Genomic DNA, 13,655 nt, shown 5'->3' with positions numbered 1-13,655 from the left:
CTATACCTCCTCAATGGCCGCAAAGCTGCAAGCGTCTTTACAAGCACCACATTTTATGCACTTCGCTTGGTCAATGACGAATGGCTCCTTAATGGTGCCACTGATTGCATTAACCGGACAGCCCCTCGAACATTTAGAACAGCCCTTGCATTTATCGGCTACGATAACATAGGAGGAAAGAGATTTGCAGGTTTTTGTCGGACATTTTTTATCCACAATGTGAGCCAGATATTCGTCGCGGAAATACTTTAAGGTACTGATCACCGGAAGCGAAGCGGTTTTTCCAAGTCCGCAAAGTGCGGTATCTGTAATTGTTTCTGCCAATTCTTCTAGGAGATCAAGGTCCTCCAGCGTTCCTTTTCCCTTTGTAATATTCTCTAAAATATTCAGCATACGAAGCGTACCTTCTCTGCATGGAACACATTTCCCACAAGACTCCCTTTGTGTGAAACTCATGAAGAAACGCGCAACCTCGACCATGCAAGTATCACTGTCCATAACAACAAGTCCGCCAGAACCAATCATTGCACCGGCTGATTTCAAGGAATCAAAATCAAGAGGAAGATCGAGATGTTCCTTGTCAAGACATAGACATCCACCGGACGGACCGCCGATTTGAACGGCTTTAAAATCTTTTCCGTTTTTAATACCGCCGCCAATCTCATAGATGATTTCTTTTAAATTGGTGCCCATAGGAACTTCTATCAGGCCCGTGTTGTTTACATTTCCGGTTAAGGCAAATGCTTTTGTTCCCGGACTGCTTGGTGTACCCATTGAGCGGAACCATTCGTTCCCATTCAGTATAATACTTGGTAAGTTTGCAAAAGTTTCTACATTATTTAATATGGTTGGCTTGCTGAACAGTCCTTGTTCAACCGTTCTTGGAGGTTTTACACGTGGCATTCCACGGTCTCCTTCAATAGAGGCTGTCAACGCACTTCCTTCACCGCAGACAAACGCACCTGCACCTTGGTTAATCTTAATATCAAAACTAAAATCAGAACCTAAAATATTTTTACCTAATAAGCCCCATTCTCTGGCCTGCTCAATTGCATTTCGAAGACGTGTAACAGCCAAAGGATATTCAGCACGCACATAGATAAAGCCCTCCGTAGCACGTACGGCAACCGCAGCGATAAGCATACCTTCCAACATTCTGTGCGGATCGCCCTCCATAACGCTTCTGTCCATGAAGGCGCCAGGATCTCCTTCATCCCCATTACAGACGACATAACGAGTCGTTTCTTTCTGACGAGCTACCTGCATCCATTTTTTTCCGGTTGGAAATCCGCCGCCGCCTCTTCCTCTAAGCTTTGAGAGAACGACCTCTTCAATCACTTCGTCACTGCTCATTTGGAATAGAGCTTTTGTAAATGCTGTGTAGCCACCAATGCCAATGTATTCCTCAATCGATTCGGCATCGATGAGTCCGCAGTGCTGTAAGACTTCTCTTCTTTGTTTTTTATAAAACGGAATGTCTTTTTCTGTTGTGTGGTTTTTACCATTAAAATGGTAGAGGAGGCGCTTTACCGGTTTTCCTTTCAGAATGGTTTCTTGGAAAATTTCTGCTACATCTTCTTTGGTCACCTTTACATATAGAATGCCATAGGGTTCAATACGTACCAAAGGACCCATTTCGCAGAATCCGTGACAACCGCTCTTCTTAACCGATACATGCGGCTTTTCTTCTTTTTCAAGCTGAACATCGACAAAAGAAAAATTTCCTTTTTTAATGATTTCTTGGAAAGCTGCATAGATATCTAAGGAACCTCCGGCAACACAGCCGGTACCACCGCAAACTAATATTTTTTTGTGCTCTAGCTTCAAGGCTTTCGCACAATCCATTTGCCTTTTTTGGAAGGCAGCCAATGATGGAATTTTCATTCGTTGACCTCCTCTTTTAAGTGCTTTAATAATTCTCTTGTTTTTTCCGGGGTCATGGCTGGATATACTTTATCGTTTACCGTAAGAACGGGAGCTAATCCACAGGTTCCCAGACAGGAGACCGTTTCAACCGTAAAATTCATATCATCCGTCGTGTGCTTTTTATCACTCAATCCCAATGCTTTACGCAGCTCTTCTAAAATTGGAATTGATTTGCGAACGTGACAAGCAGTACCGTCGCATACTTTAATTAAATATTTCCCTTTTGGCTCCAAAGAGAAATTATCGTAAAAGGTTGCAACACTGTAAACTTTTGCTTCACTTAAATCTAATTGGCGAGCGACATAAGTCAAAACTTCTGGGGGGAGATAGCGGTATTGCTTTTGTACATCCTGCAAAATAGAAATGATGGCAGATTGTTTTAATTCATGGGTTTTCAGAATCAAATCAACCTCCGGATACATACCTTTTTTCGGCATAGATTTCGTCCTTTCTAGTCTACTAAAATAAGATAAAAATTAATTAATATCAACAGTATATATACAGGAAGATGACTTGTAAAGAAATTTATAAATAATTTAGCGAAAAAAGAAGAAATGCACCACTTATATTTAATAAAAAAGAAATAATGTAAATATATTTTTGTGAAAATGGTAAAATGCAGGAATAAATTCAGTATTTTTACGAATCGAGATTACGTAATTTTTTCATCAGAAAGAGCTTGAGGATAGCAGCAACAGGAACAGCTAGAAGCATGCCTAAAATGCCCCAATAATAGCCGCCAACCGTAACTGCAACCAAGACAAAAACAGGGTGAAGGCCGGTACTCGAACCGACCACCTTTGGAGAAATGATTGCGCCGTCTATTTGTTGAATTACAAATAGTACCAATACAGCAAAAGCTGCTTGGCTGAAGCTGCCGCTTAATAATCCCACGATTGCAGCAGGAATCATACCTAAGATTGGTCCGAAATAAGGGATTATGTTTGCAATTCCGGCAAAACAGCCGATTAAAACAGCAAAGTCAAGTCCGACAATAGTCAAACCAATGGAAGATAAGATCGCAATAATAAGACCATCCAATAACTGCCCACGTAAGAATCGACCGATAACAACATCAACTTCTCTCAGCGTTTCACTGAACTTAGAGCTTTGCTCCATCGGAAGAAGTAAGTGTAAGGTTTTTCTCCATAAACGCAGAAAAAAGTCGCGATCTTTTAATAAATAGAAAGAAACAACAATACCTAAAGCAAAGTTTAAGATGCCATTTCCAATATTTGCAATGAAATTGACAGCGGCATCTGCATTAAAAATTTGGGAGAACCAAGTCAGAATATGATTGATAGTTTCCTGCCAGTTTGTATCCAAGCCGCTGTTTGGTATCTTTTGCAGAATGTCATAAATGATTTTTTCATATTCCGTAAAATAAAGAATCAGATTGTCTAACATGCTTTGAAGACTGAAAAATACAACTTGTCCTAAAATTAGTACAGTAAATGCATAGAGGATTAAAAGAAGGATGCTGAGAATTAAAAGGAAGGTCAATAAAATACTGAAAATTCTGCTCCTTTTTTTAAAGCGCTCTAATAAAATCGGATCTTTTGTCTTTGGATGAAAGAATTTTCCAATCAATCGGTCGTCAATCATTTCAACAAGAGGACTTAGAAGATAGCAAAGCAACAATCCAATGAGAAATGGAGAAAAAGCACTGATTAAACTTCCAATCGCAGAATTTATGCTTATAAGAATGGAAGAAAAATTAGAAATAATAAGATATATAATATATAAACAAATAGTAGTTATGGATATAAAAATACTCGCTTTAGTGTATTGCTTATCCTTGAGAATTTCTCTGAGTCGACTCATGATTGAAACCTGCCTTTCTATTATAATATTATAAACAATAATACTATACTTAACAATTACTTTTCATGAACAAGGAAACAATATTCAAAAAAATATCAGAATTGCTTATATCGACGGGCACCTTCTTTTGACAGATTAGTAACTTTCGCATGCTTTCCATGAAATATGAAAGCAATTGAGCATTGTGGATTTGTGCAATGAACGAATTTTGAGGCGGCTGAAATGGGATTAAGAGGGCGGTTTTCTTACATGAAAGCATAGGAGAAGATAGTGTGGAGATATTTCAGGGCTTAATAGCTAAGATGGATGTCGGCAGGTTTTTCCGCTTGTGATCCGCGCACATCGCCTGACAGGAGATTTAAGGGGGAAAGTCACTTTTGCCGAAAAAAACTGTAGAATTTGTACAAAAGGACAATATTTTCTCAAATGCAGAAATGGTCAATTTTATGTTATTTTAGGGAATGAAGAAGAGGATAAATACATTATTTTTTCCAATGAAAACGAAATTGATGCTTAAAAAATAAATAGATAATAAACAAATAGAGATGAAAACATTAGGATTTACGGAATTGACAAAATTTTATTTTGCCTAGACTCATAGCCTTGATTATTCTACTTTTTCGTACTATAATGAATCTTGTATGTATATGTTCGTTCACGTGATGGTTAGCTAGTGAAAAAACATTCAATAAATTTTATGAAAAAGGAGAAGTATATCATGGGTAAAAAAATGAAAACCATGGATGGAAACACTGCCGCAGCATATGTATCATATGCTTTTACAGATGTAGCAGCAATCTATCCGATTACACCTTCGTCCCCAATGGCAGAAGTAGTGGACGAAATGGCGGCACATGGCGAAAAGAATATCTTCGGACAAGAAGTTAAGGTTGTAGAAATGCAATCTGAAGCAGGTGCGTCCGGTACTGTTCACGGCTCTTTGGCTGCTGGTGCTTTAACAACAACTTATACAGCATCTCAGGGACTTCTTTTAATGATTCCTAATATGTATAAAATCGCCGGCGAATTGCTTCCAGGTGTATTTCATGTATCGGCAAGAACTTTAGCTGCTCATGCACTATGTATTTTTGGTGATCATTCTGATGTTATGTCTGCAAGACAAACTGGTTTTGCTCTGCTATGTTCGTGCTCTGTTCAAGAGGTTATGGATCTTGGCGGAATCGCTCATCTTGCTGCAATTAGAGGCAGAGTTCCTTTCTTACATTTCTTTGACGGTTTCAGAACTTCTCACGAGATTCAAAAAATTGAGCTAATCGATTACAAAGATTTTAAAGAGATGGCAGATTTAGAAGCTGTTCAGAGATTTAGAGACAATGCCTTAAACCCAGAACATCCTGTAATTAGAGGTACAGCTCAAAATCCAGATATCTTCTTCCAAGCAAGAGAAGCAGCAAATAAGTTCTATACAGAACTGCCTGCAATCGTGGATGATTATATGCAGCGGATTTCTGCATTGACCGGAAGAGAATACCACTTATTTGATTATGTTGGTGCGCCGGATGCAGAAAATGTAATCGTAGCAATGGGTTCTGTCTGTGAAACCATTGAAGAAACGATGAATGTGCTCTTAGAAAAAGGCGAAAAAGTCGGACTGGTTAAGGTTCGTTTATATAGACCATGGGCTCCGGAATACTTAAAAGCAGTTATGCCGAAAACTGTAAAGCGGATCGCTGCTCTTGATAGAACAAAAGAACCGGGAGCAATGGGTGATCCTCTTTATATGGATTTAAAGACTATGTATTACAATGAGGAAAATGCACCTGAAGTTTACGGAGGCAGATACGGACTTGGTTCGAAAGATACTGTCCCAGGACAGATTGTTGCGGTTTTTGATAATCTAAAGGCGGCACAGCCGAAGGATCAGTTTACAATCGGCATAGTTGACGATTTGACAAATACTTCGTTGCCTACAGTTGATATCACAACAGAGCCGGCCGGTACGGTAAGATGTAAATTCTGGGGACTTGGTTCCGATGGTACCGTTGGTGCAAATAAGCAGGCAATTAAAATTATCGGAGATAAGACCGAGTTATATGCGCAGGGATATTTTGCTTATGATTCAAAAAAATCTGGAGGCGTAACTATTTCTCACTTACGTTTTGGTAAGAATAAGATACAGTCTACTTACTTAATTAACGAAGCAGACTTTGTAGCATGCCATAATCAGGCATATGTACACCAGTATAACGTGTTAAAGGGATTAAAGAAGAATGGTAACTTTGTATTGAACTGCAACTGGGATATGAAGGGCTTGGAAGCAAATCTGCCGGCAAGCATGAAGCAGTACCTTGCAAAGAACAAGATTAATTTTTACATTATTGATGCAGTTGCCATGGCAGAAAAAATCGGCTTAGGCAATCGAATCAATATGATTATGCAGTCTGCATTCTTTAAGCTCGCAGATGTGATTCCGGTAGCTGATGCAATTGGCTATTTAAAAGAATCTATCGTTAAGACTTACGGCAAAAAAGGCGAAAAGATTGTTAAGATGAACCAAGATGCTGTAGATATGGGCGTAAATGGATTGACCAAGGTGGAAGTTCCTGCTTCCTGGGCAGAAGCGACGGATGCAGACGGTGAAAAGAAAGAGCTTCCTGAATTCATTGCAGAGGTGCTTGTTCCTATGAATCGTCAGGAAGGTGATGACCTTCCGGTTAGTGCATTTGAAGGAATTGAAGACGGAACGTTCCCATCCGGAACTGCTGCATATGAAAAGAGAGGCGTTGCGGTACATGTTCCGGAATGGAATCCAGATAATTGTATCCAATGTAATCAATGCTCGTTCGTATGTCCACATGCTACAATTCGTCCTGTATTAATAGATAAAAATGAAAAAGCAGCAGCGCCTGCAGGCTTCAAAACCGTTCCTGCAAAGGGAAAAGGTTTTGAAGAATTGGAATATAAAATACAGGTTTCTCCTATGGATTGCTTAGGCTGCGGAAATTGCGCAGATATTTGTCCTGCGCCAAATAAGGCTTTGGTTATGAAACCATTTACTACACAGGAAAGCGAAGCTGAAAACTGGAACTACGCAATGAAGATGCCGATCAGAGACAATCTGATGGCAAAGGAAACGGTAAAAGGTAGCCAATTTGCAAAACCGTATATCGAGTTTTCCGGTGCGTGCGCTGGATGCGGCGAAACACCATATATTAAGCTTGTAACACAGTTATTCGGTGACCGAATGATGATTGCGAATGCAACCGGATGCTCTTCTATCTGGGGTGCTTCGGCTCCATCTATGCCATATTGCAAGGATGAAAACGGAAGAGGTCCGTCTTGGGCGAATTCTCTGTTTGAAGATAATGCAGAATATGGACTTGGAATGGCTACTGGTGTAAACCAGATGAGAGAAAAGATCAAGGTAAGCATGGAAGCCTTACTTGAGAAGAATATTCCTGCAGAACTAAAAGCTGCTTGTGAAGAATGGCTTGAGAATATGAACGATGGAGCACGTTCCAGAGAGCTTAGCGACCGCGTTATGGCTGCTATGGAAGCTGCTTCTTTAGATGCAGAAGCGAAAGAAGTTGCAGATGAAATTGTTGCGAAAAAAGATTTCTTGGTTAAGAAGTCCGTATGGTGTCTTGGCGGAGATGGATGGTCTTACGATATTGGTTATGGAGGTGTAGACCATGTACTTGCTTCCGGTGAAGACATCAATATCTTAGTATTTGATACGGAGGTATATTCCAATACAGGAGGTCAATCTTCTAAGGCAACGCCTACGGGTGCGATTGCTAAGTTTGCTGCTTCCGGTAAGAAAATTAAGAAGAAAGACCTTGGCATGATGGCTATGAGCTATGGCTATGTTTATGTTGCTCAGGTTGGCATGGGAGCAGATAAAAATCAGTTCATTAAGGCTGTAAGAGAAGCAGAAAATTATCACGGACCATCCTTGATTATCTGTTATGCACCTTGTATCAATCACGGTATGAAGAAAGGTATGGGAAAGACGCAGGAAAATACAAAAGACGCTGTTAACTGCGGATATTGGCAGCTTTACCGGTTCAACCCTACTTTGAAGGAAGATGGAAAGAATCCATTTACTTTAGATTCAAAAGAACCGAAGGAAAGCTTCCGTGACTTCATCATGGATCAGGTAAGGTATAATTCCTTAGCTAAGGAATTCCCTGATATTGCAGAAGAATTGTTCGATCTTGCAGAACGAAATGCGAAGGAAAGATTAGACACTTACAAGAAGATGGCAGAATGCTATTAAAAAATATTATTTTGTATTATATTTTTACCGGGAGATGGCAATCGCCATCTCCCGGTTTTTTATGTATTTTATTTAATTGGATTAATTAAATACTCTCACTCTTTTGCAAAAAAAGATTATTTCTGATTGAAGCGCAAAGTTCGATCTTATTTTTATTTTTTTCTCAAGAATTGTTAAAAAGCACCTTTTGATTCTAGAAAAAAATGTGGTAAAATGAAGTGAATTGAAAGAACTTTTTTACGTAGAAATACGTCTATAAAATAGAAAACATACAAAAGGGGAGAAAGAATTTGAGAAGATCAATGGCAATTGGTATTGTGGCAGTATTATTATGTGGGTTAACTGTTTTTGCGATGGGATTAGAAAATAAAGCTATCATTTCCGAGCAGGATAATAAACAGTCCCAGTCAGATGATGAAGAGGTCGAAGAACAACAAAAAGCAGAAGAACCGAAAGAAAAGGATGTAGTTGAAGCCGATGAAAAGAGAGAAGAACCAGAAATCGTGCCAGCCATTAAACAGGAAATATCAAAGACAGAATTAGAATCAGTGGACAACCACTATTTTGATGATGCTGCATTTATTGGAGATTCTAGAACAGAGGGGTTTCGACTACATGCAGGATTGACAGAATCTGCTTATTTTACAGCAAAAGGATTGAATGTAAAGGATGTTTTTGATAAACCTTTAATGAAAGAACAAAGTGGGACAAAGACGATTGCCCAGGCTCTGCGTGAAAAAGCATACAATAAATATTACATTATGCTTGGCGCAAATGAATTGGGATGGGTTTATACTGATATTTTTACTGATAAATATGGACAAATTATTGATTTGATTCGAGAAATTAGCCCGAATGCAATCATATATGTACAGTCGATTCTGCCAGTAACGGATGAAAAATCTCAATCGGATGCGATTTACAATAATACGAATATTGTACGTTTTAATGAATTACTGAAAGGATTGGCGGAAGAAAAAGGTGCTGTTTATTTGCGTGTCAATGAAGCCGTTCAAAAAGAGGATGGAGCTTTACAAGAGGAGGCAACAACAGATGGTGTTCACTTAAATAAAGAGTATTGTGTAAAATGGATGGAATATTTAAAAGAACATATAGAAAATAAGAATCTGGGAGAAGGTAAAAAATGACAAAACGAGTTTGGAAAATAAGTGGAATTTTATTGTTGATAGCAGCAGGGTTGTGTGCTTGCGGAGAGAAGAGTGAAGTTGCCTTGAATATCAACGAGGTCGCAGAGGCACTCCAATCGGGAATCACGTTTGAAGATCAGATGAACCAAGTAGAGCTTCCGATTTTTTATGCATTATATAATTTATCAGAAGAAGAAGTCGACGATGCTGTTATGATAGGCAGCACCGGCGCAACTGCAGAAGAAATTGCTGTGATTAAAGCAAAATCAGAAGATATGGTGGATAAAGTAAAAGAGGCAGTTTCGGAGCGTGTGGAATTTCAAAAAGAAGGATTTGAGAATTATGTACCGAAAGAATTGGAAAAATTGTCTGATCCTATTATTGTAACTAAAGGAAACTATGTAATTTTATGTGTATCGGAAGATAATACCAAAGCACAAGAAATTATAGATGAATATATAACGGAGTAAAGAAGCATGGTTTTTTCCAGCATAGTATTTTTATTTTATTTTTTACCGCTAACAATCCTATCCTATTATATAGGCCCCAGAAAAGCGAAAAATGGGATTCTTTTTGTCTTAAGTCTTGTTTTTTATGCATGGGGTGAACCAGTTTACATATTTCTGATGCTTTTTTCTATTTCGTGTAACTTTGTTTTAGGCCTGATTCTAGAGGCCTCAAAGCAAAGAGCAGAGAAAAAGAAAAATCACAAAGAGCCAAAAATTTGGCTCTTTTTTGCCGTTGCTCTTAATGTTGGACTTTTGGTTTTCTTTAAATATGCAGACTTTTTAATTATGAATAGCAATCACCTGTTGCATACAGATTTGAAACCATTACTGCTTCCTCTGCCGCTGGGGATTTCTTTTTATACCTTTCAAGCGATGTCTTATTTGATAGACCTTTATAGAGGAAAAGTGGAGGTGCAGAAAGACTTTATTTGCTTTGGCACATATGTAGCGCTTTTTCCGCAACTAATTGCTGGACCAATTGTCCGATTTTCAGATATTGCAACCCAGTTGAAGGAACGAAAAGAGAGCGATTCTTTATTCGCGAATGGAGTGCGCCGCTTTTCTGTTGGATTATCGAAGAAAGTTCTTTTAGCGAACAATGCTGGACTCGTCTTTGATCAGATTGCAAAGCAGCAAGGGGAAAGTGTATCTGTTTTATCTGTTTGGATTGGTATTCTTATGTTTACCTTCCAAATTTACTTTGATTTTTCCGGTTATTCGGATATGGCGATCGGTCTGGGGAATATGTTTGGTTTTACTTTTCCGGAAAATTTTGACTATCCTTATACCTCAAAGAACATTACTGAATTTTGGAGGCGATGGCATATTAGTTTGGGAACTTGGTTTCGTGAATATGTCTATATTCCTCTTGGCGGTAACCGAAAAGGCTTAAGGCGTCAGATCTTTAATTTATTGGTGGTTTGGGCACTTACGGGTATTTGGCATGGAGCCAGCTGGAACTTTATGATTTGGGGGCTGTATTTTGGCGTTATCTTGATTTTAGAAAAAATATTTTTAATCAATTGGTTAAAAAAAATACCTGTTATTTTTCAATATGGTATTACCTTTTTTCTTGTAATGATGAGCTGGGTCATTTTCTCTTTTGATTCACCGCATCAAATATTTTGGTACTTTCAGTCGCTGTTTGCATGCAACGGAAATAAAATCATCGATTTACAAGGGCTGTATTTACTAAAAAGTAATTTTATATTGTTGACGATCATGAGCTTTGGTGTTACGGCATTTCCAAAAAAAGTAGCTGCCTCTGTTCGAAGTTACCTTGTGGAGACAAAGATAGGAACTGTTTTTTTCTGTGGATTGCAAATGATAGGAATGCTCTTTTTATATGTGATTGTAATTGCATTTTTAGTATCCTCTTCCTATAACCCGTTTTTGTATTTTCGGTTTTAAAAGCTTTTATTTTGAATGAGGAGTAACCTATGAATGAGAAGAATATAAATAGAATAACGGTCTGGGTATTTTTATCTCTTATTATTGGTTTCGCGATCTGTAATCATATCTTGCCACAGATGTCATTTTCAGAAAACGAAAACCGCAGCCTTGTTTTATTTTCAAAACCAAATGTAAAAGAGATAAAAAATGGTCGCTGGATGAAAAGTTTTGAACAATATGCTTCAGATCAGTTTTTATTCAGAGATAATTTTATGAGAATAAAAACAAAAACAGATAGGATGCTTGGGAAAATGGATAATGGGAAGGTGTATTTCGGAAAGGACGGCTATTTAATCAGCATGGACCGCCCAGATCAAAGACAGCAGGCAGCAAATAGTTCATTATTGTGTACTTTTATAAAACGTATGGGCGTGGCAGAAAAACAGAAAAACCAAATCTCTGTTTCTATATTAATGCTGCCGTCAGTGAGCAGTGTGGAGTGTGAAAAACTTCCGCAGTTTACGCCTGTGTTTGAAGAAGAAAGGGAAATCAAGAGATTAGAGGAGCAGATTAAACAAATCAGCCAGAATGCAATTTTTGTAGATGGAGCAGCCCCTCTTTTATCTGCTAAAAAAAATGGAACGCAGCTTTACTATAGGAATGATCACCACTGGACTACCTTTGGGGCTTACGAGGTGTATCGCTATTGGGCAGAAAAAAATGGATTCGTTCCTTATGATAAAGAGGCATTTCAAATCCGCCTAGTGAGTGAAAGTTTTTACGGAACAAATCAAGCGAAAGCACTCGGTGCAGAGACCGTTGCGGACAAAATTTACTCCTGGACATTTATAGATGAACCGAAATATTCAATAGAGATACCTGCAGAAAATCTAGTGAAACATTCCCTTTATGAAGAATCGTTTTTAAGAAAAAAAGATAAGTATGCTTATTTTTTAGGAGGAAATGTCGGAGAGATGCTTATTCATACACCGATTAAAAACGGCAGAAATCTGATGGTAATTAAAGATTCCTATGCCAACTGCTTTATTCCGTTCCTTTGCGGCCATTACGAGAGTATTACAGTCATCGATCCACGCTATTATCGAGGCGTAATATGTGATACAATACAAGAAAATGGAGTGAATGAAGTATTGTTTTTATATAGCTTTCTGCAATTTTCAAATGATCGTAATTTTGTTTACGGTGTGCGTTAGTTCTTCAATATATTACTTCTTTATGGTACAATAAAGAAGTGGAGGATATGGAAATGTTTTGGAATAAAGGGAGTCAAGCAGAAGAAAGGAAAGATAAAAAAAGCTGGAAGAAGGAGCAGTATTGGATTGCTTTTGCAGTTCTTATTTCTCTTGTAATTTTCTTTGCAGCACTCAGCTTTCGATTTCCGATATCTTCTATAGCAGGAGGAAGAATAGAGAAAAAGCAGGCAAAGATTACATTTGCACTGAAAGAAGCGGATCAGTTGTATCAAGCTTTTTATTATGATGAAGCATTGGAACGCTTGCAGCAAGAATCTGATTTGATTACAGATGATGATTCGGATCCGATTGTTTTAAAGATGGAAGAAATCAAGAAAGCGAAGGATGCATTAGTAAAATATGAGGGACCCGTTCACCATGTTTTTTTTCATAGCTTGATTGTTTATCCGCAGCTGGCTTTCGATAACGTAGGTCATTCGGCACAAGGCTATAATATGTGGATGACAACGGTCAGTGAATTTAAAAAGATGCTGCCGCTTTTATATGAGCGAGGCTACATCTTATATCCGCTGGAAGCTTGCATCGAAGCGAATCCGGATAAGCAGGGAGAAGTTCAACTGAAAGATATCTATCTGCCGCCTGGGCGAATTCCTTTAGTTATATCGATTGATGATGTGAACTATTATGATTATATGAAACCGGATGGGTTTGCAAATCGTCTGGTTCTTGGAAAAGATGGAAAAATTTGGACGGAAGTCATTACGCCTGAAGGAGAAACCGTTTGCACAAGAGATGGAGATGTTATGCCGATTCTTGATGACTTTGTAGCTGAAAATCCTGGATTTTCTTGGCGTGGGGCAAAAGGGGTCATGGCATTGACTGGATATGAGGGTGCACTGGGTTACCGAATTACAGATGATCTTCCGGAGGAAGCAAAGTGGCAGGAAGAAGTAAAAGCCATTGCAGATGTGATGAAAGAGAATGGCTGGGCGTTTGCATGCCATAGCTACACACATAACAGTAAGTGGTTTCGAGAAGGAAAAGCTACGCTGAAACAAGTCATTTATGATACGGATCGCTGGAAAGAGAAAATTGAACCGTATATTGGAAAAACAGAAATTTACATATCACCATTTGGTTTTTCATGGAAAAATGACGACCCGAGATACCGTTATATTATTGAAAAGGGTGGATACCATTTATTTTGCCCTGTAGGGAATAGTCGTAAATTCATACTAAATGGCGACAATATTGTAATGCCAAGAATCAATTTGGACGGGTATACTATGAATGTAAGGCCGGGAGAGGTAGATACTTATTATTTTGATGTCAATCAGGTTATAAGTCCGGAAAGACCGTCTTTAAACTTATAAGGTTTTTATGAAATGAGAAAGGACTGTTA

General features: G+C 38.4%; 9 protein-coding genes. 6 read left to right on the top strand and 3 right to left on the bottom strand.

Going from position 1 to position 13,655, the window contains the following annotated elements:
* From U5921_RS03245 to U5921_RS03235, 3 genes are all read right to left on the bottom strand, one after another.
* Complete coding sequence (locus U5921_RS03245; protein ID WP_324825045.1) at nucleotides 1–1,884, bottom strand: NADH-quinone oxidoreductase subunit NuoF; 1,884 nt, start codon at nucleotides 1,882–1,884, stop codon at nucleotides 1–3.
* Nucleotides 1,881–2,363: an NAD(P)H-dependent oxidoreductase subunit E gene (locus U5921_RS03240; protein ID WP_324825044.1), complete on the bottom strand. Its 483-nt coding sequence runs from the start codon at nucleotides 2,361–2,363 to the stop codon at nucleotides 1,881–1,883. Before U5921_RS03240 ends, U5921_RS03245 begins: the two co-directional genes overlap by 4 nt.
* Nucleotides 2,364–2,565: 202 nt before the next feature.
* Nucleotides 2,566–3,750 carry an AI-2E family transporter gene (locus U5921_RS03235; RefSeq protein ID WP_324825043.1) on the bottom strand — a complete coding sequence of 395 codons (1,185 nt, stop codon included), beginning with the start codon at nucleotides 3,748–3,750 and terminating at the stop codon, nucleotides 2,566–2,568.
* A 718-nt stretch (nucleotides 3,751–4,468) separates the two neighbouring features.
* Here U5921_RS03235 and nifJ point away from each other — a divergent pair.
* The 6 genes from nifJ (at nucleotide 4,469) to U5921_RS03205 (ending at nucleotide 13,626) form a co-directional block, all read left to right on the top strand.
* A complete protein-coding gene (gene nifJ / locus U5921_RS03230; protein ID WP_324825042.1) occupies nucleotides 4,469–7,990 on the top strand; it encodes a pyruvate:ferredoxin (flavodoxin) oxidoreductase in 3,522 nt (1,173 codons plus the stop codon).
* Between the two features lie 290 nt (nucleotides 7,991–8,280).
* On the top strand, nucleotides 8,281–9,138 hold the full coding sequence (locus tag U5921_RS03225) for a GDSL-type esterase/lipase family protein (protein ID WP_324825041.1): 858 nt from the start codon (nucleotides 8,281–8,283) through the stop codon (nucleotides 9,136–9,138).
* Nucleotides 9,135–9,608: a DUF4358 domain-containing protein gene (locus tag U5921_RS03220; protein WP_324825040.1), complete on the top strand. Its 474-nt coding sequence runs from the start codon at nucleotides 9,135–9,137 to the stop codon at nucleotides 9,606–9,608. Before U5921_RS03225 ends, U5921_RS03220 begins: the two co-directional genes overlap by 4 nt.
* A gap of 324 nt (nucleotides 9,609–9,932) precedes the next feature.
* Nucleotides 9,933–11,057: an MBOAT family O-acyltransferase gene (locus U5921_RS03215; RefSeq protein WP_324825039.1), complete on the top strand. Its 1,125-nt coding sequence runs from the start codon at nucleotides 9,933–9,935 to the stop codon at nucleotides 11,055–11,057.
* A gap of 29 nt (nucleotides 11,058–11,086) precedes the next feature.
* Nucleotides 11,087–12,253, top strand: coding sequence for a DHHW family protein (locus U5921_RS03210; protein WP_324825038.1), 1,167 nt, complete (start codon nucleotides 11,087–11,089; stop codon nucleotides 12,251–12,253).
* A 53-nt stretch (nucleotides 12,254–12,306) separates the two neighbouring features.
* A complete protein-coding gene (locus U5921_RS03205) occupies nucleotides 12,307–13,626 on the top strand; it encodes a hypothetical protein (RefSeq protein ID WP_324825037.1) in 1,320 nt (439 codons plus the stop codon).
* Nucleotides 13,627–13,655: the final 29 nt, after the last annotated feature.

The organism is Sinanaerobacter sp. ZZT-01, from assembly GCF_035621135.1.
Lineage (GTDB): Bacteria > Bacillota > Clostridia > Peptostreptococcales > Anaerovoracaceae > IOR16.
The sequence above is the reverse complement of the archived record's forward strand: the minus strand, read 5'-3'. Positions and strand labels throughout refer to the sequence as shown.